23 protein-coding genes and 1 tRNA gene are annotated in these 25,219 nt (G+C 62.2%); 19 read left to right on the top strand and 5 right to left on the bottom strand.

Going from position 1 to position 25,219, the window contains the following annotated elements; translation table 11 throughout:
- Window positions 1-54 precede the first annotated feature (54 nt).
- Genes ACFRFQ_RS19335 through ACFRFQ_RS19325 form a run of 3 tightly spaced genes read right to left on the bottom strand, consistent with a single transcriptional unit; the run spans window position 55 to window position 3,463 of the window.
- Entirely contained in the window at window positions 55-1,266 is a 1,212-nt protein-coding gene (locus ACFRFQ_RS19335) for an MFS transporter (protein WP_378660939.1), read from the bottom strand.
- The gene (locus tag ACFRFQ_RS19330; RefSeq protein WP_378660936.1) at window positions 1,263-2,345 is read right to left on the bottom strand and encodes an LLM class flavin-dependent oxidoreductase; all 1,083 of its coding nucleotides are present in this window, start codon (window positions 2,343-2,345) and stop codon (window positions 1,263-1,265) included. The genes ACFRFQ_RS19335 and ACFRFQ_RS19330 overlap by 4 nt, the downstream gene beginning before the upstream one ends.
- Entirely contained in the window at window positions 2,342-3,463 is a 1,122-nt protein-coding gene (locus tag ACFRFQ_RS19325) for an acyl-CoA dehydrogenase family protein (RefSeq protein WP_378660934.1), read from the bottom strand. Before ACFRFQ_RS19325 ends, ACFRFQ_RS19330 begins: the two co-directional genes overlap by 4 nt.
- A gap of 295 nt (window positions 3,464-3,758) precedes the next feature.
- On the opposite strand from ACFRFQ_RS19325, the gene ACFRFQ_RS19320 reads away from it, so the two are divergent.
- From ACFRFQ_RS19320 to ACFRFQ_RS19265, 12 genes are read left to right on the top strand one after another with little or no spacing between them, the layout of a single operon-like run.
- Window positions 3,759-5,393, top strand: coding sequence for an ABC transporter substrate-binding protein (locus ACFRFQ_RS19320; protein WP_378660931.1), 1,635 nt, complete (start codon window positions 3,759-3,761; stop codon window positions 5,391-5,393).
- Between the two features lie 14 nt (window positions 5,394-5,407).
- Window positions 5,408-6,472, top strand: coding sequence for an ABC transporter permease (locus ACFRFQ_RS19315; RefSeq protein WP_378660928.1), 1,065 nt, complete (start codon window positions 5,408-5,410; stop codon window positions 6,470-6,472).
- A complete protein-coding gene (locus ACFRFQ_RS19310) occupies window positions 6,469-7,383 on the top strand; it encodes an ABC transporter permease (protein ID WP_378660926.1) in 915 nt (304 codons plus the stop codon). The genes ACFRFQ_RS19315 and ACFRFQ_RS19310 overlap by 4 nt, the downstream gene beginning before the upstream one ends.
- Window positions 7,380-8,996 carry a dipeptide ABC transporter ATP-binding protein gene (locus tag ACFRFQ_RS19305; RefSeq protein WP_378660923.1) on the top strand — a complete coding sequence of 539 codons (1,617 nt, stop codon included), beginning with the start codon at window positions 7,380-7,382 and terminating at the stop codon, window positions 8,994-8,996. Before ACFRFQ_RS19310 ends, ACFRFQ_RS19305 begins: the two co-directional genes overlap by 4 nt.
- Window positions 8,993-10,243 (top strand): acyl-CoA dehydrogenase family protein, encoded by a 1,251-nt coding sequence (locus ACFRFQ_RS19300; protein ID WP_378660921.1) that lies wholly within the window; start codon window positions 8,993-8,995, stop codon window positions 10,241-10,243. The genes ACFRFQ_RS19305 and ACFRFQ_RS19300 overlap by 4 nt, the downstream gene beginning before the upstream one ends.
- On the top strand, window positions 10,240-11,487 hold the full coding sequence (locus ACFRFQ_RS19295) for an LLM class flavin-dependent oxidoreductase (protein ID WP_378660918.1): 1,248 nt from the start codon (window positions 10,240-10,242) through the stop codon (window positions 11,485-11,487). The genes ACFRFQ_RS19300 and ACFRFQ_RS19295 overlap by 4 nt, the downstream gene beginning before the upstream one ends.
- 10 nt (window positions 11,488-11,497) lie before the next feature.
- A complete protein-coding gene (locus ACFRFQ_RS19290) occupies window positions 11,498-12,418 on the top strand; it encodes an LLM class flavin-dependent oxidoreductase (protein ID WP_378660916.1) in 921 nt (306 codons plus the stop codon).
- Window positions 12,415-13,653 (top strand): acyl-CoA dehydrogenase family protein, encoded by a 1,239-nt coding sequence (locus tag ACFRFQ_RS19285; protein ID WP_378660913.1) that lies wholly within the window; start codon window positions 12,415-12,417, stop codon window positions 13,651-13,653. The genes ACFRFQ_RS19290 and ACFRFQ_RS19285 overlap by 4 nt, the downstream gene beginning before the upstream one ends.
- Window positions 13,654-13,694: 41 nt before the next feature.
- Entirely contained in the window at window positions 13,695-14,726 is a 1,032-nt protein-coding gene (locus ACFRFQ_RS19280; RefSeq protein ID WP_378660910.1) for an aldo/keto reductase, read from the top strand.
- Between the two features lie 33 nt (window positions 14,727-14,759).
- Window positions 14,760-15,791 (top strand): aldo/keto reductase, encoded by a 1,032-nt coding sequence (locus ACFRFQ_RS19275; protein ID WP_138868244.1) that lies wholly within the window; start codon window positions 14,760-14,762, stop codon window positions 15,789-15,791.
- A gap of 1 nt (window position 15,792) precedes the next feature.
- Complete coding sequence (locus ACFRFQ_RS19270; protein ID WP_378660907.1) at window positions 15,793-16,890, top strand: LLM class flavin-dependent oxidoreductase; 1,098 nt, start codon at window positions 15,793-15,795, stop codon at window positions 16,888-16,890.
- A 21-nt stretch (window positions 16,891-16,911) separates the two neighbouring features.
- Window positions 16,912-18,297: an NtaA/DmoA family FMN-dependent monooxygenase gene (locus ACFRFQ_RS19265; RefSeq protein WP_378660904.1), complete on the top strand. Its 1,386-nt coding sequence runs from the start codon at window positions 16,912-16,914 to the stop codon at window positions 18,295-18,297.
- A gap of 39 nt (window positions 18,298-18,336) precedes the next feature.
- Here the strand turns inward: ACFRFQ_RS19265 and map are convergent, their stop codons facing one another.
- Entirely contained in the window at window positions 18,337-19,125 is a 789-nt protein-coding gene (map, locus tag ACFRFQ_RS19260; RefSeq protein WP_378660901.1) for a type I methionyl aminopeptidase, read from the bottom strand.
- Window positions 19,126-19,299: 174 nt separating this feature from the next.
- Window positions 19,300-19,370, bottom strand: a tRNA-Cys gene (locus tag ACFRFQ_RS19255).
- Between the two features lie 259 nt (window positions 19,371-19,629).
- Here ACFRFQ_RS19255 and ACFRFQ_RS19250 point away from each other — a divergent pair.
- The 7 genes from ACFRFQ_RS19250 (at window position 19,630) to ACFRFQ_RS19220 (ending at window position 25,199) form a co-directional block, all read left to right on the top strand.
- The gene (locus ACFRFQ_RS19250) at window positions 19,630-21,009 is read left to right on the top strand and encodes an MFS transporter (RefSeq protein ID WP_378660898.1); all 1,380 of its coding nucleotides are present in this window, start codon (window positions 19,630-19,632) and stop codon (window positions 21,007-21,009) included.
- 129 nt (window positions 21,010-21,138) lie between these two features.
- Entirely contained in the window at window positions 21,139-21,681 is a 543-nt protein-coding gene (locus tag ACFRFQ_RS19245) for a VOC family protein (RefSeq protein ID WP_378660895.1), read from the top strand.
- A gap of 2 nt (window positions 21,682-21,683) precedes the next feature.
- Window positions 21,684-22,448, top strand: coding sequence for an SDR family NAD(P)-dependent oxidoreductase (locus ACFRFQ_RS19240; RefSeq protein ID WP_378660892.1), 765 nt, complete (start codon window positions 21,684-21,686; stop codon window positions 22,446-22,448).
- Complete coding sequence (locus ACFRFQ_RS19235) at window positions 22,438-23,358, top strand: 3-keto-5-aminohexanoate cleavage protein (protein ID WP_378660889.1); 921 nt, start codon at window positions 22,438-22,440, stop codon at window positions 23,356-23,358. The genes ACFRFQ_RS19240 and ACFRFQ_RS19235 overlap by 11 nt, the downstream gene beginning before the upstream one ends.
- A complete protein-coding gene (locus ACFRFQ_RS19230; RefSeq protein WP_378660886.1) occupies window positions 23,345-23,773 on the top strand; it encodes a hypothetical protein in 429 nt (142 codons plus the stop codon). Before ACFRFQ_RS19235 ends, ACFRFQ_RS19230 begins: the two co-directional genes overlap by 14 nt.
- Entirely contained in the window at window positions 23,773-24,207 is a 435-nt protein-coding gene (locus ACFRFQ_RS19225; protein WP_378660884.1) for a hypothetical protein, read from the top strand. The genes ACFRFQ_RS19230 and ACFRFQ_RS19225 overlap by 1 nt, the downstream gene beginning before the upstream one ends.
- Entirely contained in the window at window positions 24,204-25,199 is a 996-nt protein-coding gene (locus tag ACFRFQ_RS19220) for a dihydroxyacetone kinase subunit DhaK (RefSeq protein ID WP_378660882.1), read from the top strand. The genes ACFRFQ_RS19225 and ACFRFQ_RS19220 overlap by 4 nt, the downstream gene beginning before the upstream one ends.
- Window positions 25,200-25,219 lie beyond the last annotated feature (20 nt).

Below are 25,219 nucleotides of genomic sequence, written 5' to 3'. Positions count from 1 at the left end.
GCCTGAGCGCACACAACGTTCACTCGCGTGGCTGAATCAGCGACGTTGACGGTACTAGTGTGCAACTATTCGCGGTTCCTTCACCCCGATCAGTGGAAGCAACGCCACGGCGGCAACCAGTGCGAGTACTCCGCAGACCACCAGGAACCGCCAATCGGCGAGCCATGCACCGAGTAGCGGTGAGCCGGCGCGGGCCAGCGCCGTCGGAATCGTGATCGCGGCAAGGACACTCGCGAAGTGCGTCACACCGAAGTTGTCGGCCAGTATCGACGGCCGGGCGATCACTCCGACACCTTGGCCGAGACCCACCGCCGCGACGCACAGCAACGTCAGGGGGATTGACAATCCCGCGAGAGGTAGCAGCAGTAGACCGAACCCTTGTACCGCGAACGCAAATGACGTTACCGGTGTAATGGCTAAGCGACTGCCCGCTACGGTGAGTATCAGCCGCGAAAGAATCTGCAGCACGCCGACGGCGATCGGTACCGACGTTGCGACCGCAACGGAGTGGCCTTGGTCGAGCAAGTATGCGATCACGAGCAGAAGAAAAGCCGATACCGATCCTGCCTGGGCGACGAAGGCGATCAGCAGCAACCAGAATCGGCGCTGACGCAGTGCTGCACCGAAAGCCGTTCCCGAGCTTTTCCGGACCCGGTTGCGATGTGCGGCGCGCGACGGTACCGCCCACAGATGGCCAGGGACGGCCGTAGCGACGAGGATGGCCGAGAGGATGATCAAGGTTGTGCGCCAGCCGAATTCGCTGTTCATCCAACCGAGGAGTGGATACACCAGATAGGTCGACAGACCGGCGATCATCGTCACGGTCAGAATCGCCTGATTTCGTTGATGCGACTCGGTCGCAACCACGATCACGGCGAAAGTCGACTCGTACGTCGACATCGCCAGGGCCAGCCCGATCAGTGCGAAAGCTGCGTACAGCGAGACCAGGTTGGTGGCCTGTGACCACATCAGTACCGAGCCTGCACCGATCAGCGAGCCGGTGGCCATGAGCGTGCGTCCGCCCCGGCGGTCAAGGATGCGACCGATCGGCAAAGCGGCCAGGCCGCCTACCAGCGTCGATACCGTCGATGCGCCCGCTACTGCGGTGCGTGAGACATCGAGATCGGTGGCGATGGGGATGAGGATCACCGGCAGGATCTGGATCATGGCGATGAAACTGATGGAGTTCGTGAGTGCGAACACCATCACCAGATGGCGGCGGTACTTTGGGCTGAGACCAGTTGATATGGAGGTCTCGGTGCTCATCCGCGAAGTAGCGGAAGCAACTGGTTGCCTTGGCGTTCGATCTCGTGCAAGTACGGAGTATCCGACAGAACGAAGTGGCTGATCCCGAGATCTTCGTATTTACGAAGCGATTTCGCGACGTCTTCGGCGGAACCGACCAGCCAGGTGGTCGCCGCGCCACCACCGCCCACTTTGCCTGGGGTGGTGTAGAGGTTGTCGTCGAGTACTTCGCCGCGGCCGGCCAGATCGAGTAGCCGTTGTTGTCCCACTGCACTTCGGCGGTGCGGATTCTGTGCGAGTGATTGGGGTGCACCTTGCTCGCGCTGGCGCGCTGCCATCTGCGCGACCTTTTCCTCGGCTTCCTTCCACGCCTGCTCGGTCGTGTCCCGGACGAAAGTCGTGATGCGCAAGCCGTATTCGAGTGGGGCGTGTTCTCGTTCGATCTGTCCACTGAGTGTTGTGAGTCTGTCGATGCGTTCGGCGACACCGTCAAGTGTTTCGCCCCAGAACAATTGCACGTCGGCCTCGGCGGCCGCGACTGTCTCGGCGGCTTCGGAGGCGCCGCCGAAGTAGAGCTTCGGGTGCGGGCGGCCTGGTCGGGTCTCGATGCGCGGCTCCACTGTCGAGTTCTCCACCTGGAAATGCTCGCCGTGGTAGGTCACGTTCTCCTCGGTCCACAGTTTGCGAACGATTTGGAGGAACTCCCGGGTCCGGGCATAGCGATTCGCCTGGTCACCGTCGGTATCTCCGTAGGCGGCGAGATCGTCCTTGCCGGATACGATGTTGACGCGCACACGACCGCCGGTGAGGTGGTCGAGTGCCGCCGCAGATGCAGCAAAGTTTGCCGGTCGCCAGTACCCGGGGCGGATCGCGATCAGTGGCTCGAATGTGGTTGTCCTCGCGGCCAGTGCCGTCGCCACGGTGAATGTGTCCGGACGCCCCCAGCCCGCTCCGATCAGAGCTCCAGTCCAACCGTTCTCTTCCAACGCCAGTGCCTGACGAGTAAGTGTTTCGAGGCTGTTGTGCCCTGCTTGTGTGTCGTCGCCGCGGTGGCCGGGCTCAACCTGGTTGGGGATGTACCAGAGGAATTCGGTGCTCATCGATTCTTCCTGATCTGTGCGAGATGGGACAACTGGGCATCGCGTACTTCGGCCGTTTGTCCCTGCACCAGGACGAAGAGGGCGGCGCGCGCGTACAACTGCGCGGTGTTGTCGCGAACGATGCCGCGCCCCGCTCGGGCTATGACCAGCGCGTGGGTGAGGGTGACGAGTGCTTCGCCCATGGCAACTTTTGCCGCGAGTCGCTCGTCGATTCGGTGCTTTTCGTTCCCCGTGCTCTTGGCGGCGTCGGTGAGTGCATAGGAGTCGGCCCGAAGTTGCGCGACCCGTGGGCGCCACAGGTCGGCCAGCTCACGAGCGGACGGATGTGCCTGCTCCAGTTCGCCCAGAACTCTGTCGGCGAGCCCGAAGTGATGTGGCCGGGCATCGCTGGCCGTGCTGAAATCGGTTGTGCGGTAATTGGATAGCGGGACCCTGCTGATGACGTTCTCTTCCGGTACGAACACGTCGGACAATGTCACCCGCTCTGTCCGACTGCCGGCCACTGCGCTCAACTCCAAGTCGGAGGTTTGAACGCGGTCGTCGATCGGTACCAGCGCGGTGATGACCGTGCGGGTTGAGCTTTCGACAGCAGCCACCATCAACACAGTGTTCAGACCCCAGCCACTGACCCACGAGATGGTGCCTGAGAACGTCCAGCCGGAAGATTCACGCGTCGCGGCGATGAAGTGGTCGGGGTATCGCCGGACATCGCTGATCGCCGCGCCGGTAAGGAGGCGTCCGCGGAGAATGTCGTAGCCGATCGAGGGCAACTCGGTTCCGGCCGTGTACGCCTCGGCCAGTCGCCCCACAACTGGAGCATGCTGCGCCCACACCAGCCACGTATTCAGACAGGCTCCCGCCAGTACTTCGTGGAGGAGTCGATCGCCATGGCGATCGACGCCTGCCCCGTCGAATTCTGCTGGTGCAAGATGATTCAGAAGGTGCAGATCGGAGAACTCGGTGATGCGGTCCGGAGTTACACCCCGCCGATCTGTTTCGAGTGCGGTAGGTAGCAGCACGGCGTCGGCATACTGGGTGGCACTGGCCAGCAGAGGGTAGGTGTCGGCAGCCGTAACTGTCTGTGCCGTCACGTATGTGGCGAGTCCGGAGACAGTCATACAGGCAGGTTTCCTCTCGAAATGTACTGGATTCGGGCAGCGGCGAAGAGGGAATTCGGATCGTCGCGAGACAAAGTCATTGCGACGATCAGACGTATCCCTATCTAGAAACTACTGTGGCTGAGACTGTTTCGCTAGCTTGCGATCACGGTGAATGCAAACCGTGACGTGCGCTCGGGAATCGGGTTGACTTCCTACCAGTGTCTTCCTGACCTCGGCGGCTGTGTTCTGAATTCACCCGCGACGGTAATCGTACGGTCTCTCTTCGACGCCCTTTCAAGAAAGGCGAACTGCTTTGTTCACCAATAGATTTCAACGTGTCGTCAAGTCTGCGGCAGCTGTGACCGTACTCGCAGTAGCTCTTGCGGCCTGTGGTGGCGCGTCAGCGTCGAACGACACCGCCGGCACGCCGGTGGAGGGCGGGACACTGACCTTCTACGACCCCGTCGATTATGCGGCGTGGAAACCTACGAACTCCCTCTGGTCGAACAGCCAGGTGTCCAACAATCTTGCTGAGCGGTTGATCTGGCAGGATCCGGAGACTGGTGAATACAGGCCATGGCTGGCGCAGTCCTACCAGATCAGCGATGACCATCTCACGTACACGTTCACGCTCAAGCCAGGCGTTACCTTCAGCGACGGCACAGCGCTGACTGCCGGGGTGGTCAAGGCGAACTTCGACCAGCACGGCATCGGCGACCCGCAGAAGGGCATCACCGCTGATCCGTTCTGGACCGACTACGCGGGCACCGATGTGATCGATGACCAGACGGTTGCAGTAAAGCTGTCGAAGCCCAACGCCGGCTTCATTCAGATTCTGTCGAACTATCGCGCCAGCTCGATCCTCGGGCAATCGCTTCTGGATCGAGATCTCAACGGCCAGAGTGATCTTCGCAACTGGGTGGGCACCGGTCCCTTTGTGGTCGAGTCCGTGAACGGAACCAGCGGCGTCACCCTCGTGCGACGCGACGATTACAACTGGGCGCCTGAAGGTTCCGGTCATTCCGGCAGGGCTTATCTGGAACGGATTGTGTTCAAGACCGTTCCGGAGGCCGGTACGCGGGTTGGCGCATTGCAGTCCGGTGAGGCGCAGGTCGCACGCAACATCGCGCCGTACGACGAGGAGACCGTGAGCGCGGGAGGCGGAGTTCTGCTCCCGATCTCGGTGCAGGGCGAGACCAACGACCTGACCCTTCAACTGAAGGATCCGGAGGCGCCCACTCAGGACAAGCGGGTCCGTCTCGCGCTGCAGGCGGCCACGGATCGCACGGAGATCAACCAGACTGTGCTGTCCCCGAACTACCCAGTTCCATCGAGTGCTCTGGTTCAGGGAACGCCGCTGCGTGGTGACACGAGTAGTTATCTCACCTACGACCTCGACAAGGCCAAGTCCCTACTCGACGAGGCGGGCTGGAAGCCGGGGGCCGACGGAGTGAGGGAGAAGGACGGCAAGCGGTTGGCCTTCCAATTGCGGGTCGCGCCCTACTACCAGGTCTCGCAGTCGGTTCTGGAGGTTGTGCAGTCGCAGTGGCGTAAGGCCGGTGTCGATGTCACCCTGACCCGCCCGTCGTTGACGGAGTACGAGTCCCAGTTGGCTTCCGCGCCGGACTGGTACTTCACGCAAGGTCAGACTTCCACTGCCGAGCCCAGTGTTCTGCGCACGTCGTACGGGAGCGACCGTCAGAACGGGACCAAGAATTACCAGAAGGACGACAAGCTCGATCAGCTCTTGGCGGCGCAGTCGTCCGCGTTCGATCCGAACGAGCGCAAGTCCGCGATCCAGGCGATCGAAGACCATATCTTCGCCGAGGGCTACTCGATACCGCTCTACGACGAGACGCAGGTCTTCGGGCTCGCTCCCAGCGTCCACGGTTTTGCCACTGAATCCACTGGCCGGTCGTGGTTCTACGACACGTGGGTTTCCCAGTGAGAGGCAACGGCGGAATGCGTACGTACATCCTGAAACGAATCGGGCAGTCGGTCCTGGTGATGTGGGCCGCGTACACGCTGTCCTTCTTCCTCCTCAGTGCGCTGCCCGGTGACGCGGTGAACAACCGGATTCAGAACCCCGAGGCTCAACTGACCCCGGAGTCTGCGCGGGCGCTGGTGGAGTACTACGGACTCGATCGGCCGTTGTTCGAGCAATACGTCAGTGGCCTGGCCGGAATCCTGCGAGGAGACTGGGGGTATTCCCTCACCAACGGCACATCGGTGACCGGTCTTATCGGTGATGTACTGCCGAGTACTATCCAACTCACCGGTCTGGCACTGGGTTTCGGACTCGTTCTTGCTGCCGTCCTCGCAGTGGTGGCCAACTACGCGCCCTGGGCATCGGTGCGAAATGTGGTCGGTTCGGTTCCGGCACTGTTCGGCTCGGTGCCCACATTTGTGGTGGGTATCCTTGTGCTGCAGTTCTTGTCGTTCAAGATCCACGTAATTCCCTCCTCCGACGACGGTTCGTTCCTCGCGCTGCTGGCGCCGGCGGCAACGTTGGCCATTCTCATCGCGGCGCCGTTGGCGCAGGTGCTCACTACCTCGATTGCCGCAACCCGAGACTTGCCCTTCGTTCACGTACTGCACGCGAAGGGCGCAGGGGAGGGGTATGCCTTCCAGCGGGGTGTGTTGCGAAACTCGGCATTGCCGGTGCTGACGCTGCTCGGGCTCGCCTGCGGTGAATTGATTGCCGGATCCGTGGTCACCGAGGCCGTCTACGCCCGGCCGGGGCTCGGCCAACTGACCGTGAATGCCGTTGGTACCCAGGATCTCCCGGTGTTGCAGGGCGTGGTGTTGGTGGCGGCCTTGGCGTACGTGGCAGTCAACCTCGCGGTCGACCTGGCGTACCCGTTCATCGACCCGCGGATTCTGGTGGACGGGCGAAGCCAACGCGTTACGTCTCTTCGGGCCCGCGCGAAGATCGTGCTTCCCGGTCTCGGTGTGAAAGCAGCAGGCGGGGCAGCCGTACCCGTTTCGGTTCAGCGTGGCCTGCCGGTGGAGGTGTCGATGCCATGACCGCAACCATCGAAAATTCGACGGGGCACAATACGACACCGACAGGAGCGGCAGCTCCAGCCCCAGCCGCGTCGAACGTCGGCGATGTAGTGCGATGGGTGGCCCGGAACTGGGGGTTGGTGCTGTCGACGGCCATTTTCACTCTCGCGGTACTGTGGGCGCTGCTCCCAGGCGTGTTCACCAGCCTCGACCCGATCGCCATCGACAACAGTCGTAAGCTGTTGCCGCCGTCGAGCGAACACTGGTTCGGTACCGACCTTCTCGGTCGAGACATGTACGCACGCGTTGTCTACGGCGCCCGGGCGTCGTTGCTGGGCGCGAGCATGGCGGTGGCTGTCGCAGTGATCGTCGGTTCGGTGCTCGGCGCCGTTGCCGGCTGGTTCGGCGGCTTCGTCGACACCGTCGTGATGCGGCTCATCGACGTGGTGCTCTCGGTCCCCGGGTTCTTGCTGGCTATCACGATCGTGGTGGTGTACACGGCAAAGGCCGGACAGGCGGGTCTGATTCCCGCTGCGATCGCGGTGGGTCTGACCTCCGCGGCGACATTCGCCCGATTGATCCGATCCGAGGTCCTCAAAGTGCGGGCAAGTAACTATGTCGAGGCGGCGATCACCAGCGGGGCAACAACCTTCACGGTTCTGCGGCGACACGTGATCCCGAATTCGCTGGCTCCGACCGTATCGCTGATTGCAGTTCAGCTGGGCATCGCCATCATCTGGATTGCCTCGCTGAGCTTCCTCGGGCTCGGCGCTCAACCGCCGAATCCCGAATGGGGACTTCTTGTTTCGGATGGACGCCAGTTCATCGCGACCCGAGGCTGGCTCACGCTCTACCCCGCGCTCACCATCATCGCGGTGGTTCTGGCGACCAACAACATCTCTCGCCACCTCACGGCAAGGAGCTCACGATGAGCATAGATCCAGTCTTGTCCGTCAAGGGCCTTACCGTTGGCTACCGGACGAATCGCGCCCTTGCGCCGGTGGTGCACGATGTCAGTTTCGACGTCGGCCCCGGCCAGGTCCTGGCTCTGGTGGGGGAGTCGGGGTCGGGTAAGACCACCACAGGCCATGCAATCCTCGGCCTGCTCCCGACGAACGGGGAGGTGATCGCGGGATCGATCACCTTCCGTGGCCGAGAATTGACCGGGTTGAACCCCAAGGGGTGGCGTGACATTCGTGGCCGTTCGGTGAGTCTGATTCCACAGGACCCGACAGTGTCCCTGGACCCGGTCCGGCGGGTAGGCCATCAAGTCGAAGACGTGTTGCGCCTGCATACCGCCCTCGACGCGGAGGCACGGCGTGACCGTATTCACGAGCTGTTCAGGCTCGTGGGTTTCGACGACGTAGAACGCCGATATCGGCAGTACCCGCACGAGTTGTCAGGGGGTATGCGTCAACGAGTGCTGGTTGCAGCGGCAGTCGCAGCGGAACCCGATCTGATCATCGCCGACGAACCCACATCGGGACTCGACGCGACCGTGCAAAAGCAGGTCCTCGATCTCATCGACAGTCTGCGGGCCCGGTCGTCGACAAGCATGGTTCTGGTGACACATGATCTCGGTGTTGCCGCAGACCGCTCCGATCTCATCGGAGTCATGCGCAACGGACATCTTGTCGAAGTCGGATCGAGCGCCGACGTTATCGCGAATCCGCAGCACGCGTATACCCGGCATCTGTTGAACAGCGTGCCGTCACGGTTGTCCGTGCGCGGGAATCGGCGCTCTGTTCTCTCGACCCGAAAGACGGTCATCGAGGTCACCGACCTACAGAAGGATTACGGTGAAGTCCCTGCCGTGGACGGTATTTCGTTCCATGTCCAGCAGGGGGAGACGTTTTCGATCGTGGGCGAATCCGGTAGCGGAAAGTCGACCACTGCCCGGATCCTCGCGGGCCTCACCAACGCGACGTCGGGGCACGCGTCCGTGCTGGGCACTGACATCACAGCACTGAGTCGTGCGGAGTTTCGGCCACTTCGTCGGGACGTGCAAATCGTGTACCAGAATCCGTACTCGTCTTTCGACCCCAGGTTCACAGTCTTCGACGTGGTCGAAGAGCCGCTGCGGTCATTTCAGAAGGCGCGGTGGGGGCGGCGCCGGGGCAACGTCGACAGGGTGGCCGCGGCGCTGGAAGCCGCTGCACTTCCGGCGGACTTTGCGCGGCGTCATCCACGTGAACTCTCCGGTGGCCAACGCCAACGCGTGGCGATTGCCCGCGCGCTTGTGGTCGAACCGAAAGTGGTCGTGCTCGACGAGCCGATCTCGGCGCTGGACGTATCGGTCGCCGCACAGATTCTCGAACTCTTGCAGCGCCTCCAAGAAGACCTTGGTCTCACCTATGTCTTCATCTCGCACGACTTGTCCGTTGTCTCCGCAATCTCCGACCGAGTCGCAGTGATGCAGCGCGGACGAATCGTCGAACAAGGTTCTGTGGAACAGGTCTTTTCGAATCCCACGGACGACTACACCGTGCGGTTGCTCGACGCGATCGCCGGACGCGAACTCACCACTACCCGAGGAATCTCATGACTACTCGACCCGACACACTCGAAGCCGCACTGGTTCGGTTCCGGTCCATCTTCGGCGAACTGGCAAAAGGTGCCGGTGAGCGTGATCTTGTCGGTGAACATCCGTACGAGCTGGTACAGGAGCTTGCCGACGCCGGATTCGGCAAGCTGCGGGTGCCCCGTGAATACGGCGGATTCGACGTTGACCTACCCACCTTGTTCGCCTTGCTCGCGGAGGCAGGCCAAGCCGATTCCAACGTGCCGCAGATCTGGCGCGGGCATTTCACCACTACGGAGATCCTGCGGTCGGAAACCGATTCCGATGTGCGTCGGCAGTGGTTGGCCGCCGTCGCCGGCGGCGCGGTATTCGGCAACGCACAGTCGGAGCCGGCCGATCGTGTGGCAGGTCTGGATACAGGCTCGGGTTGGGGCACGATCACCACGCGGGTCAGGAAGAGTGACGCTGGCGAGCGAGTAGTCTCCGGCACCAAGTTCTACTCGACCGGCTCTCGCTTCGCCGATTACATTCGGGCCGCGGTTGTCGACGGCGACGGACACCGGGAGTTCGTGGTGCTGCCCGCCCGGCACCCGGGCGTGGACCACGTTGACGACTGGGACGGCGTTGGGCAACGTCAGACTGGCAGTGGTACAACCGTTTTCACCGATGTTCCGGTGGAGTCCCACGGTGAGATCGGCCGCCACACCGAATCTCTGCGCGGACTGGACTCGTTCGTTCAGATCGTGCATCTGGCGAATCTGGTCGGGATTGCGCGCAGTGTGCTTGCCGAGACCGTCGACATCGTCCGGAATCGAACCCGCACCAGCCGACATGCGCTGACTCAGGACGCGGCAACCGATCCGGACGTGCTCGGTGTTGTCGGAACGCTCTACTCCCGCACGCTCACCGCCGAGACCTTGCTGGCTCACGCCGCGCGGCGACTCGAAGACGCGCATGGCACTGGCGACGAGGCCGACTACGCCGATGCCTATATCCAGTCCTCTGCAGCGCAGGTGGCGGTCATCGACGCCGTCCTTGCCAGTGCCACTGATGCCTTCAATGCCGGTGGTTCGTCAACGGCTCGCGCGCGAGTGCATCTCGATCGGCACTGGCGGAACGCGCGGACTCTCGCGTCGCACAACCCGGTCATCTACAAGCCGAGGGTCATCGGCGACTACTACGTCAACGGAAACGCGCCGGTGTCAGGCTATTACGCGGATCGACCGTCCGCCGCCGATGCCGACGGGGACATCGAAAGGGCTCAGTCGTGAGCAGGCAACTGCACCTGAACGTCAACATCCTCAATGCCGGTGTGTTCGGAGGTTCCTGGCGGTTCCCGGATACCGACGCACTGGCGAGTTACACGATCGACCACTACACCTCGATCGCCAAGAAGGCCGAGGCTGCCAAGCTCGACGCGGTCTTCCTCGCCGACGGTCCATCGCTGGACCCGAGTATCAGGCACCGACCCGGCAACAACCTGGAGCCGACAACGGTGTTGGCACGTGTGGCCGCACAGACCGACAAGATCGGATTGATCGGGACATTGTCGAGTTCGTACAACGATCCGGAAGAAATCGCCAGGCGGCTGGGCGACCTCGACTACGTCAGCGGCGGCCGATTCGGGTGGAACGTGGTGACAACGGCAGGTCCGGTCGCAGCACGCAACTTCGGCCACATCGGCGAGCCGGAGCACGGTCTCCGGTATCGCCGTGCCGCGAGTGTCGTCGAGCAGGTAGTGACCAGGTGGGGCGCGCGAACCGAACTCGTATCACCGCAGGGGCGGCCGGTCATAGTGCAGGCGGGAGGTTCCAGTGACGGTAAGCGATTGGCCTCGCAGATAGGCGAGGTGATCTTCTCCGCTGAACAGGACTTGGACAGGGCACGAGCATTTCGCACCGAGATCCGGGAAGGTGCAAGGAAGTTCGGTCGTTCCCCGGACGAGGTAGTTGTTCTGCCGGGGCTGTCGACGGTGTTGGGCAGCACCGAGGCGGAGGCCATCGCGCGGCGGGAACTGCTCGACGAACTGTTGCCCGACGCCTACGCGCGCGATCGTCTGGCCGGACAACTCGGGTTTTCCCTTGACGGGCTCGACGACGATCAGCCCATTCCAGCTGAGCTGCTGGGAAATCCAGACCACGCCGGCGGATCTCAGACGTTCTACCGGGTCGTGCTCGGCATCATCGAGCGTGAGAATCCGACCCTGCGTCAGCTGTTGAAGAAGCTCTCCGGAGGTGGCGGTCACCGCATTGTCGTGGGTACACCCGAACAGATCGCCGACGACATCGAGCGCTGGTACCGGTACGGCGCGGCGGACGGATTCAACGTGATGCCGGATGTGTTGCCTTCCGGGTTCGACGATTTTGCCGATCATCTTGTGCCCGAACTGCGCCGGCGAGGGCTGTTCCGCACCGAATACGAGGGGACAACCCTGCGCGATCATCTCGGGCTCGGCGTTCCGGGCGTTCCCCACAGCACCATCACAGACGAGTACCCGCTCGTGAGCGCGGAATGAGGAGAAACAGATGACTGTGTTCGTGGAGTTGGCGGTGGGTGATTCGGAGGGACAGGTGTCCGTCGCCGCCGCAGATGCAATCGCACGAGTTGCCCAGAGCGTGAACGCGAGTGGGATCAGACTTGTCGACGCCGTCGACGGTCGGCCCACGATCGATCCTTCGATCGTCGGCAGTTACCTCGCCGGTCGGTACGGCCATCTCGGATACCTGATCGATGCGCGGACAACGCACAATGCGCCGTACAACCTGGCGCGGCGAGTGCTCTCGCTCGATCGCGCGACCGACGGCCGTGTGGGTGTTGTCCTTCAACCGGGAGACAGTGACAAGGTCAGCGCTGCGACAACGCCGGATCCGCCGGCGTCGGACCCCAGCGAGCGGTGGGTTGAATATGCGGAGATCGTCTCGCGGCTGTGGGAGTCGTTTCCACGGGAAGCGCTGCTCGGAGACCAGGAGCGTGCCACCTTTGTCGACGACACGTTGATAGCTCCGATCAATCACGAGGGCCGGTTCTATCGCGTGGCCGGACCGTTGGACGGACCGGCGTCGGTGCAAGGCCGGCCCGTGGTCGTCGCCGCAGCCCCTGCCGCTCTGGGATGGTCGCAGGTTGCGGTGGTCGCCGACGTCGTCATCGTCGAGCGCGACAACATCGAGGGCGCGGACGCTGCCCTGTCGGCAGCCCTCGATTCCGCCGGGCGTCGGCGAACAGATGTCGCACTGCTGGCCAGACTGACCGGTGCCGTCGATGCGGTAGAACTCAAGAAGTGGGCGCCGGACAACGGTGTCGACGGTTTCGTTGTCGCAACAACCGGCCGTGACGATGCTGCCGTTCTGGACTTGGTGAGGGACGTGGTTCCTCAACTTGCGGGGCCGATCGGGCGCACGCTGCGTTCGACGCTTGCCTTGCGTGAGAGCGCGGAGGTGTTCGCGTGACGGCCGTGGATGTGTCTCCGGCATCTGCACCGGAACACGCTGGAGAACGTCAGGCGGAAAAGCTGACCGTCGCCGGAATCCGCGCAGCCGCCGCTCCGGTGTTGGCCCGCCTCGGTGCCACTGTCCGGGTTCGTGAAGAGTCACGTGACTATGCGTTCGACGATGTTCGTGAACTTGCGGACCGCGGAATAGCGCTGACCGGTATTGCCACCGTCGACGGCGGCGGCGGTGGCACCGTCCGGGATGTCGTGGAACTTGTCATCGATATCGCGTGCGCCGATTCCAATGTCGCACAGGCGCTTCGGCCGACATTTCTTGCCGCGAACCAGGTTGCCAGTCGTGAGGACGTTCCACTTCGGGAGATCAATCTGGAGCGTCTACGCCAGCGGGCGCTGTTCGTAGGGACCGGTAACGAGCGCAACGGCGGGGCGAGCGGCAGCGTGTCCACCACAGCCCGCCGTGACGGCGACGGTTATGTCGTGAACGGACGAAAGTTCTACTCGACCGGTGGTTTGTACGCGACGTATTTCTCTTCGCAAGCCGTCACCGAGGACGGAACCACCATCCGATTCACCGTGCCGGTTGATCGCGCGGGAGTCGACCGGCGTGATGACTTCGACGCTATCGGCCAGCGGCTGACGCAGAGCGGTTCCACATGGTTCGACGACGTGCGGGTGAGTGATGACGAGGTTGTCGTCGCGGGGGAGTCGCTCCCGGACAATCCGTGGCAGGGCTCTTTTGCGCAGCTCTATCTCGCTGCCGTACAGGCAGGTATCGCGGCGCGCGCACTCGATGATGCGGTGTGGTTCGTTCGGGAGCAGGCTCGCCCGATCAAGCACAGCTCGGCGACACGGAGTGTCGACGATCCGTATGTGCGTGCGACCGTCGGCGAACTCGGCGCGCGGGTACGGGCAGCACGTGCGGTGGTGTTGTCGGCCGCCGAGGAGCTCCAGAATCTGCGAGGGTTGACGGGCGAGGACGCACGGCGGGCCGGTGCGAATGCGGCAGTTGCTGTTGCCGAATCAGGCGTCATAGCCATTGAATCCGCGCTTCGTGCTGCGGAATTGCTCTTCGACGTCGGTGGAGGCTCGATCACCAACCGGGAGTGGGGTTTCGACCGTCACTGGCGCAATGCCCGTACGGCCGCGAACCACAATCCGCGTCAATGGAAAGCGGCGGTTGCCGGTGCCTACCACCTCACGGGCGAAGAGCCCCCGACCACGGGGCTGTTCTGAACACATGCGTGCACAGCACTATCGAAGGAGAAAGGGAACCAATGACCATCGAGGTTGACCGCGTGCTTGGACGAACCGGGGTCCGGATCACTCCACTGACACTCGGGACGATGAACTTCGGACGCTGGCAGGAAGAAGGCGAGAGCCTTCGGATCATCTCGTCCGCTCTGGATTTGGGTGTCTCGGCGATCGATACGGCAGACGTGTATGCCCAGGGCGTGTCGGAGGAGATTGTCGGGAAAGCGATCGAAGGTCGGCGCGACGACGTGTTCCTCGCGACCAAGTTTCACGGCCAGATCGGGACCGACCCTCGCCACGCCGGAAATTCGCGCCGCTGGATCACCCGGGCGGTCGAGGACAGCTTGCGCAGGCTGAGGACAGACTACATCGACCTCTATCAGGCGCATCGCCCAGATCCGGATACGAGCCTGCTCGAGACGTTGCACTCGCTCAACGATCTGATCCGTCAGGGCAAGATCCGCTACTACGGAACGTCCGCTTTTCCGGCGCACCTGCAGGTCGAAGCTCATTGGCTTGCAGAGAAATACGGCCTCGTCGCGCCGCACACCGAGCAGCTTCCCTACTCACTGCTGGTGCGGGGCGCCGAGCGCGAGGTGTTCCCGGTGGTGCGGAAGTACGGAGTTGGCGTCCTTTCGTACGGTCCGCTGGCTGCCGGATGGTTGTCGGGCAAGTATCGCGTGGGTGCGCAGCAACCTGAATCGGCACGAGCCGACCTGATCCCGGGTCGCTTCGACGTGAGCAACCAACGCAACCAGCGCAAGCTCGCGGCGGCTGACGCGCTTGCTCAACTGGCGGAGGACAACGGACTTACGCTTGTCGATCTGTCGATCGGATTTGCCCTCAATCATCCGGCGATCAGCAGCGTCATCATCGGGCCACGAACGCAGGAACATCTCGAAGCGTATGTGAAGGCAGCGACCGTGCAGTTGAGCGATCAGATCCTGGACCAGATCGATGAGATCGTCGATCCGGGTACGCAATTCTCCGAGCGAGACACCGGCCGGGACACTCCTTCGTTGACACCGGCCGAGCTTCGCCGCAATCATCGCTGACTTGTCGAAAACTACCGAAAGACAATAAAACTCATGAGTTATGGCACCTTCGAAACTACCTACACCGCTGACGCCGACCGCTACACCAAGATCCCGTACCGCAGAAGCGGTGCGTCCGGGCTCGATCTTCCGGCGTTCTCTTTCGGATTGTGGCAGAAGTTCGGTACCGATTACGCGTACGAGACGCAGCGGGAGATCATCCTGCACGCTTTTGATCTCGGGATCACCCACTTCGACAATGCGGACCGCTACGGCCCACCGCACCGCGCTGCGCAGAAGAACTTCGGGAGGGTTCTCGCCAAGGACTTGGCGTCCTACCGGGACGAGATCATCCTGTCGACCAAGGCGGGGAACGCGATAGGACCCAGCCCGTACCTCAAGGGCGGCTCTCGCAAGTCCCTTCTGGCCTCGCTCGATCACAGCCTGCGTGACTTCGGCACGGACTACGTGGATATCTTCTACAGCCACAGCCCGGATCTGTCGACTCCCCTCGAAGAGACTGTCGGAGCACTTGTGTCGGCTGTGCAGCAGGGTAAGGCCCTGTACGTGGGACTCTCGAACTATCTCCCCGAACGTGCGCACGAGGCCGCAGTGTTACTGCGCGAGGCTGGTGTTCCACTGCTCATTCACCAGCCGCGGTACTCGATCTTCGATCGGCGCATCGAACAGAACGGATTGCTCGAGCTGGCGCAAGAGGACGGCTTCGGTCTGGTCGTGTATTCGCCGCTGGCTCAAGGCTTGCTCACGAACAAGTACCTGGAGACCATCCCCGCTGATGCCCGGGCAGTCAACAGCACGTTCCTGAGCCCTGATGTCCTCACCGACACCTACCGGCAGCGTGCGTCCGAGCTCAACAAACTGGCTGAATCGCGTGGACAGTCGTTGGCGCAGTTGGCGCTTCAATGGGTTTTGCGGCAGCCCGCGGTCACGTCGGCGCTGGTGGGAGCCAGCTCGACGTGGCAGCTCGACCACAATCTGCAGGCTCTGAGCTTCCCGGACTTGACGGATGAGGAACTCGCAATCATCGAAGAGCACGGTGTCCATGGCACCGGGCTGAACCTCTGAGATGACCGGCGTCGCAGCGCCGATCGGCGCCGGTGTTGCAGCGCCGATCGGCGCGGGCATCGAGGATGGACGACCGTTCCGGCTTAATTTCCTGCTCCACCTGGACCGGGATCTGTCACCAGCGGAGGCCTACCGCGAGGCGATCGAATTGTTCGTTGCCGCTGAGGAATTGGGCTACGACTCCGGGTGGGTGATCCAGCGGCATTTCCGTCAGGGCAATGAACACATCTCGGCCCCGCTGGTGACACTGGCGGCGATCGCCCAGCACACAAGCAGGATTCGTTTGGGCACAGGGGTATTGGTGCTTCCGCTCGAGGATCCGCTGAAGGTTGCCGAAGACGCTGCGACGCTTGATGTGATCAGTAATGGGCGGTTGGAGTTGGGCTTGGGTTCAGGGCCATTCCCGGGGGCATGGGAAGCGTTCGGGAGGGATCTCGCCGGCAAACCGCGGTTGGTTGACGAGTCGATCGACCGACTGCACAGCGTGCTGGAGGGGAAGTCCCTCAACAGCATCGGGGAGGTCCTGTATCCACCCGGCCAGGGTGTGCGGGATCGACTGTGGCAGGCAACGACGAGTGACCCCGAGCGCGCTCATGCGGCGGCCGAAGCCGCGGCTCGGGCCGGCGACGGCTTGCAGTTGTCCAGGGCCAACACCTGGCGGGGCGGAAGTTCACGGGAGGCGCAGGAGCGGCAGGCGACGTGGATCGAGACCTACCGCGCGGCCTGGAACGACCCGGTGCGCTCACCGCGGGTGCAGGTATCGCGTGCGGTGTATCCACACCCGGACCGCGCAGCGGCGGTCCGGCTGGTGGCTCCGGGGGTGCGGCGCTGGCAGAGCTGGAACACGTCGGGCGAACCGACCCGTAGCCAGAGCGTCGAGGACTATCTCGCCGCAGACCGGGCGTTGATCGGACCCAGCGAGACGTTGGCAACCGAACTCGCAGCCGACCCGGCGCTGCGCGACATCACAGACTTGCTGGTGAGCTTTGTGCCCGGCGTACCGGACCGGGATGAACATCTCCGGTTGCTCGAAACCAGTGCCCGGGAGCTGGCCCCGTTGTTGGGCTGGCGACCGGCAGCTGTGCCCGTTCCTTCATAACCTGATTGTGAGATTTTTGCGATGACTGGATTGCACCTGAATTTGTCCCTCATGACGCCCGGACATTTCCGGCACGCGTGGCGGCTACCTCACGCTGATCCGGTGGCCTATCTGGACGTCGATCATTTTGCGCGGCTTGCTCGGATCTCTGAAGCGGCCAAGATCGACGCCGTTTTTCTCGGTGACGGTCCGGCGTTGCGGGGAGAGATCGAGGAAGCACCAGGCACCGGAATTGACCCGCTGGTGCTGCTGGGTCACCTGGCAGCGATCACCGAGAACCTTGGCGTGGTGATCACCAGTTCGACGACATATAACTCGCCGTACAACCTGGCCCGCCGATTTCAAGCACTCGACCATGTCACCAAGGGCCGAGCCGCCGTCAACATCGTGACCACCGGGACGCCGGCTGCAGCCGCGAACTTCGGATTGTCCGAGCACCCGGACAAAGCGACTCGCTATCGTAGGGCCTGGGAGTTTCTCGAGGTCGTGACCAGCCTGTGGGACAGCTGGAAACCGGATTGGCTTGTCGCGGACAAGAAGTCGGGGCACTACGCAGATGTCTCCAAAATTCGCGCCAGCGATCATGTCGGGGAGTTCTTTTCGGTAGCCGGTCCGCTTCCGGTCCCACCTGGGCCACAGGGGCGTCCGGTGTTGGTGCAAGCCGGCGGATCAGAGGGTGGGTTGAAGCTGGCCGGAGATTTTGCCGATGTCGTGTTCACGGTGGCACAGACGAAGTCGAAAGCGGTGGAGTTTCGCGATGACATCCGCCGTCGGGCCGCCCTTGCCGGTCGTCGCGAAGACGACGTGAAGATCTCACTCGGAGTGGTTGTGCTGGTTTCGGCAACGGAGGCGCAGGCGCGGGCACGAGAGAAGGAACTGTATGCGACATTGCCGATCGAACGACTGACTGCGGTGCTGCTTGCCAATCTGGGCTTACCCGAGGGCTCGTTCGGCCCCGATGACGTGATCTCCGAAGCCGATCTGCCGGAAGAGATTCCGACCGGCGCATTCTCGACCGGATTCAGTGTGTCGACGCGCGCCCTGATTCACGAGCGTCCACTCACCCCGCGTGAACTGGTCGCGCGCGGGGCGGGCGGATCGGGGCATCGCCTCGTGGTGGGTTCGGCGGAGCAAGTTGCCGACGATCTTCAGGCCTGGTTCGAGGCTGGAACAGCCGATGGTTTCACCATCATGCCTGCGGATACCGCCGTCGACCTCGAGAACTTCGCAACCCTGGTCGTGCCCATTCTGCAATCGCGTGGTCTGTTCCAGCGTGACTACACAGCACCAACGCTGCGAGAGAGATTGGGCCTGTCCTTCGGGACTCGTGAAAGCCCCGGCCCTCAGCGGTCTAGTGCAGAGTTTTCCGATGGATCGACTCGAGTCGCGGCACCGCTCCCGGTGTAAACCTCGATTCAGGGTGAAAACTGTTGTGGAGGTGCCGGACTACCGGGCGGCTACCGCGGCGTGCTCCGAACGCGTCAACACGAGTGGAGCACTGTCGGTGACGGCGATGGTGTGCTCACTGTGGGCGGTACGAGATCCGTCGGCGGAGCGGATGGTCCACCCGTCATCGTCGTAGATGATCTTGTCGGTGCTGGTGGCGAACCAGGGTTCGAGTGCAAGAGTCAATCCAGGCATCAACTCGAGGCCGCGTCCGGCACGTCCCCTGTTGGAGACGTGTGGGTCTTCGTGCATGGTGCGACCGATTCCGTGGCCACCGAACTCGGTGTTGACCAAGTATCCGTATTCGGCGGCCACGGCGCCGATCGCCGCGGAGATATCGCCCAAGCGGTTGCCAGGCAGCGCAGCGGCGATCCCTGCTGCCAACGCACGTTCGGTGGCTTCGATGAGGCGCACGTCCTGCGCTCGGGGGACGCCGACGATGACACTCCGAGCCGAATCGGCGGCCCAACCGTCAATCGACACTGCGATATCCATGGTCAGCAGGTCCGCATCGCGCAGTGCATAATCATGTGGCATCCCGTGCAGCACTGCGTCGTTGACTGCCAAGCAGGTGACGTTGCGGAACGGACCTCGCCCGAACGACGGTGCGTAGTCCCAGTAACACGACTGAGCGCCGCGCTTGTCGATCAGATGGCGGGCACGATGTTCCAGGTCGAGTAGGTTCACCCCCGGCTTGGCCCTGCCGGCGAGGTCGTCGAGCAACTCGGCAATGAAAGTGCCGGTGACGCGCATTGCCTCGATCTCTCGGGGTGTCTTCAGTTCCAGCACAGAGGTTTCCTCTCCAACCGACCCCGGTGGCCGGTATTAAAATACCACCGTAGTTGATTGGCCGGTATTTTCATACCGGTGTCGGCCGTATTGGTGAGATGGTGCGCCCGTGATCCGGCGACACCTCGATGCGAGTCAGGCCGATGAAGGCGGAACCGCAGTCGTGGAGAGGAGAGCGGATGGCAGGATTCGAACCCACGTGGACGGTTTTGCAGACCGCTGCCTCGCCTCTCGGCCACACCCGCAGTGGTAACCAATTATGTTTGCAAAAACCAACATTCACCAGGTTTGCAATCATGATGAGTTGAATGAGTCGAGCAATCGGCAACGAGCGGTGGGAGGTCGCTGCCGCATCTCGGACTACTTGTCACTTCTCGATATCGGGCCGCGCTTCGATAAGAGTACCGATCATCGGGAATTGTGCATGTGAACTTCGATCGACGACCCGCATCGTCTCTGTGTCAGCCATCACAACGATGTGTTCGAATGACTACGAGGTGAATCATGCGTCACGAAGGAAGTACCACCGAGCAGCTCGCACTACCGGCCAGGACGGTCCGGAAAGTCATGCTCCGTTTCATGCCGGTCATCGGATTGGCCTACATCGTCCTGTATCTCGATAGATTGAATATCGGTGTCGCAGCATTGACGATGAACAAGGAACTCGGCATATCTGCATCGATGTTCGGGTTCGCTGCCGGGATCTATTTCTGGAGCTACACGATCTGCGAACCGCCGAGCAACTACATTCTCACGAAGGTCGGCGCGCGCCGCTGGATCACCAGAATCATGATCACGTGGGGGATCGTCACCATCGGAACGGCATTCGTGCAAGGGGCTTCGGGCCTGGTCGCGGCACGATTCCTGCTCGGTATCGCCGAGGCCGGATTCTCGCCCGGAATGCTGTTCTTTGTATCGAAGTGGTTCCCTAATCGTGACCGGGGCAAGGCGATGGCCTGGATCGTCACGTTCATCTGTTTCTCTGGGCTGGGTACGCCGATCACTACGCATCTGATGGCTATCGACGGATTTCTCGGGCTTTCGGGTTGGCGGTGGGTCTTCATTCTCACGGGCATCCCGGCCGTCGTGATGGCCTTCGTGATCTACAAGGTCCTGCGTGACAAGCCTTCCGAGGCCGAGTTTCTCACCGAAGAAGAGCGTGGTTGGCTCACCGACACTCTCGAAGCCGAGGCGCAGGAGCGTGAAGCGGTAGTCGGTAAGCACAGTTTCCTGCAGGGCCTGGTGCATCCTCGTGTCCTTGTTCTGATCGCCGTCTTCATCTGTTTCACATTCAGTCTCAACGGGTTCCAGATCTGGATGCCGCAGATCTATGCGCAGTTCGGGATGACCACCACGCAGATCGGCTGGGTTGCCGCGTTGCCTGCTCTGATCGCGATCGGGCCGATGATCTGGTGGACACGGCATTCGGACCGCGCCGGTGAACGTCCCGTGCACTTTGCCATAGCGGCGTCGGTGGCCGCGCTCGGATTTGCCATTGCCGCACTGTTTTTCACCACTCCCGTCGTCGCGATCTTTGGCTTCTGCGTCGCTGGTATCGGTCTCTACAGTTCGATGAGCATTTTCATCACCATGCCGTCCAGCTTCCTTACCGGCGCCGCGCTTGCTGCCGGATTCGGAGTGATCAACGGAATGGGTAACCTCGGTGGCTATTTCGGACCTCAGGTGACCGGCTGGATCAAGGATGCGACCAACAGTTTCACGCCGGCCATCGGTGTGTACTCCGCGGTGCTCGCCACGGCGGCACTGATCGTGCTGATCCTCAAGCTACTCACACGGAAATCCGACAAGGCGAATGCTCAACTGACGCTGGACTACCGGTCTGAACGGGACGCAGGCACTCTCGTCACACCCGAGCAGGGTTGAGCGCACACGTTCGAGCAGCAATAAGTCCCGATCAACGGGAATTATGCATTCTCCGAGCGCTCTGTCGCGGGACATCATCAGTGCATCCGGATCACGGCCGCCGGCGGCCAACGACAAACGAGGACCTTCGTGAGTAAATATTTTGGGCCATTGCGCCAATTGGGCTACGTCGTGCGCGACATCGACAGTGCGCTGAAATACTGGATCGACGTAGTTGGCGTCGGACCGTTCTTCTTCGTGGAGGACCAACCCTTGAACGACTTCCTCTTTCGCGGCGAACCGAGTGCACCGCGATTCAGTGTTGCGCTCGCGCACAGCGGTAGCGCGCAGATCGAACTGATTCAGCAGCACAACAACGAACCGTCGGCATTCCGCGAGTTCACCGATCGTGGTCTCGAAGGACTTCAGCATGTCGCCTACTGGACTACGGATTTCGATCGCCATCTGACGGAATCCAAGCAGCGCGGACTCGTCGAACTGCAGAGCGGCCGCTCCGGTAGTGGTGCTCCCGACGAACGCTTCGTCTACTTCGAGGAAAGTGCGTACCCGGGAACCGTCGTCGAACTCTCCGAGGTCAGTGGGCGCAAGGGGAATCTGTTTCGCGCCATCGAGGCGGCATCGCAGGGATGGGATGGGTCTGACCCCATTCGCGACATGCGGAAGGTGCTGTAGCCGTGAGCCGAAAGGTAGCAATCGTGACGGGCGGCGCTTCCGGGATCGGGCTGGCCACATGCAGGCGCTTTGTCGCCCAAGGCTGGAACGTCGTGTCCGCAGATCTGTCGCACGCACCTGGCGACAGTGTTGCGTCAGCGGACAATCTGTCGATCGACATTCGGACGGACGTCACCGATGAGGGTGATCTCCGCCGACTGCGTGACGTCGCCGAAGGAGCGTTCGGCCGCGTCGACGCCGTCGTGACCTCCGCCGGAACTGCGGACAACGCTCCGGTTCGCCAGACGACACCCGAACGATTCAGACGAACACTCGAACTGAATCTGGTCTCCACGTTCGCCGTTGTACGTGAGTTCGTGGACCTACTCGCTGCCGACGGCGGCGGGTCGGTAGTCACGATCGCCTCGGTATCGGGTCTGCGCGGCAGTGTCGACCGGGCGTCGTATTCGGCGTCGAAGGGCGGAGTGATCGCCCTGACCACTCAGCTTGCGATAGAGCTGGCAGGTGAGGGCATCCGCGTGAATTGTGTGGCTCCCGGATCCACACTGACACCATTGGCGCGGCGAGCGCAGAGTCCTGACATGCAGCGCGCGATCCTGGAATCCATTCCGCTGCACCGCTATGCCGACCCGAACGAGATCGCCGAAGTCGTGACGTTTGTCGCCGGTCCTGCTGCCGGTTTCGTGACCGGTCAGACCTGGACAGTCGACGGTGGTCAGTCGATGGGGGCCGGCTGGAATCTACCGAAGGATCGTCATGACAACTGATCAATGGACCGCGACGACTGACAAACCGGTGGTGATCGGTGTTCACGTCAACGAGAACACCATGCGCGAACCAAATCCCCACATACCGTGGACGCCCGACGAACTTGCACAGACCGCGCGAGCGTGCGAGGACGCGGGAGCGTCGGTGATGCACTTTCACGGGCGAACGGTGGACGGCGGCGCCGATCACTCGGCGGCGACATACGGTGCGATCGTGGAGCGAGTTCGCGCGGTGTCGAATCTTCTGCTCGCACCGTCCATGGCAAACGTCCCCGGGCGCACAGTCGACGAGCGACTGGCGAATCTTGCTCCGAATCAAGCGAATCCGAATACACGTTCCGACTTCTTGGTCATCGACATGGGTTGCGCGGCGATGGACCTCATCGACTCGAAGACCGGTCACTACGTCACCGACGTCGCTGTCCTCGTCAACGACACCCGAACTCAGATCGAACTTCTCGCCCGTGCGGCCGAACTGGGAATGGCGCCGTACCTGACGTCGTTCAACGTCAGTTGGACGCGCGCCATCGTTGCACATGCCAGATCGCAGAGTCTGGCATTGCCGTTGGTCGTTGCGTTCATCCTCGGCGGCGACGAGTTTCCGGCGGCGCATCCCGCTACTGTCGCCGGGTTGCGTGCACAATTGGACCTACTGCCACCAGATCTGCCGATGGAGTGGATCGTGTCCGCCTATCGCGGCAATGTCCTTGCAGCAGCGGAGGAATCGATCAGGCGCGGCGGCCATGTGGCGATCGGTGCGGGTGACTATCACTACGTGGAACTGGGATATCCGTCGACACCTGACTTGGTGAAGGAAGTTGTGGCTATCGCTCGCCGGTACGGACGCGAACCCGCAACTCCGGAACAGGCGCGTCGGATTCTAGGGGTGAATGTTCATGCGAGTCGTTGAAACAGAAGGCGCCGAACCCACTTTGGTGCTCACCGCGAACGGGCAGCGTGTGTGGATCATGGACTCCATAGCGTTCGCGTCGCGTGCGCAGGGTGGTGACGTGATCGTGACCGGTTCACACGGCGGAACGAGTGCCGGGGAATACGCAGTGGAGTACGGCGTGCGCGTAGTGGTGTGCAACGACGCGGGCGTCGGAAAGAACCGAGCGGGTATCGCAGGCTTGGCGGCGGTCGACGCACAAGACATTGCGGGTATTGCAGTCGGACACAACAGTTCGCGCATCGGCGACGGCAAGGACGTGTGGGAAAGCGGCATCGTCACTTACGTCAATCCGACTGCTGCTCGAGCAGGAGTGCGTCTGGGAGCGCGCCTGTCGGAAGAAATTCTGGCGCTGGTCCAGAGAGGAGTCGGTTGATGTTTCGGGGCATAGTCGGTGAGGAGAACGGCAGAGTGATCGTTGTCATGGACAGCATGTCGCAGATCGAACAGGGGGATCGGGACCGCATTGTTGTCGCGGCCTCCAACGGTGGCCAGGAATCCGGACGGATGGCGATTGCAACCGGTTGTGCATTGGCCGTCATGAACGACGCGGGCGTTGGCAAGGATCAGGCAGGGATCATCGGAATTATTCACATGGGGGAGGCAGGTCTTGCCGGCGTCGCGGTCAGTCACGACTCCGCCGAGATCAGCAATGGAATGGATATGTGGCACAACGGAACAATCTCGTACGTCAACGGCCCCGCTGCCTCCGCGGGGATGAGGGTGGGCGACAACGTCCGTACGAGCGTGGCCGGATTTGCTCTGCGCTTTCCCCTCGGCACCACCATCGGATCCGAGAGTCCGTCATGAGCAGCCACGTTGTCAACCGGCCCGAAAATGTTGTGCGAGAAGCACTTGAAGGTCTTCAGATTCTCTATCCGACCACGATCTCGTATCACCGAGACCCGACTTTCGTGACGCGGGCGCAGGGCAGTCGAGGCAAAGTTGCCCTCGTGTCCGGGGGGGGTGCCGGACACGAACCGCTGCATTCGGGATTTGTGGGGCTGGGCATGCTCGACGCGGCCGTTCCCGGAGCGGTCTTTGCAAGTCCCACGGCATTCCAGATTCGCGCAGCGGTCGAGGCCGTCGAGAACGGCCAAGGCGCATTGCTGATCGTGAAGAACTACACCGGCGACAAGCTGAATTTCTCGATCGCTGCAGAGCTCCTGGGCACCGAACGGCAACTGGAGATCGTGGTGGTCGACGACGACCTCGCGACGGCGTCGACAGACAACGACGGTCCTGGAAGGCGAGGCACTGCGGCAGTGATTGCCGTGGAGAAGATATGCGGCGCTGCAGCGGAGCGAGGGTTCGCGCTTGCCGAGGTAGCCGAACTGGGTCGTCGGGTGGTGTCGGCCTCGGCGACGCTCAGTGCTGCCTTCCGCTCATGTACACCTCCGGGACGGACCCGCCCTTCGTTCGAACTGGCACCAGGCGAGATGGAATTCGGAGTCGGTATCCACGGCGAGCGTGGCCGAGAGACTCGGCCGGCTGTTACCGCGGCGGAACTGGTGGAACAACTGGCAGCCCCGATCGTCGAGGCGATCAGCGCCGAGCGCGGCGGCGGAGTCATTGCGATAGTCAATGGTCTGGGAGCCACCCACGATCTCGAATTAGCCATCGCCACTGCCGAATTGAAATCGTTTCTGGACGGGGCCGGTATTGCTCTGGACCGCGTCATTGCCGGGTCGTTTGTCACGGCCCTGGATATGCAAGGACTCTCGATCACTCTGGTTCGTTCGACCGGCGAGTTTCTGGATCTGTGGGATGCGCCGGTTCGGACTGCCGCGCTGTCCTGGTAATTCACATCTGCACTACCGAA

This window comes from Rhodococcus sp. NPDC056743, from assembly GCF_042790355.1.
Taxonomy (GTDB): Bacteria; Actinomycetota; Actinomycetes; order Mycobacteriales; family Mycobacteriaceae; genus Rhodococcus_F.
This window is presented reverse-complemented; position numbering and strand designations above follow the sequence as displayed.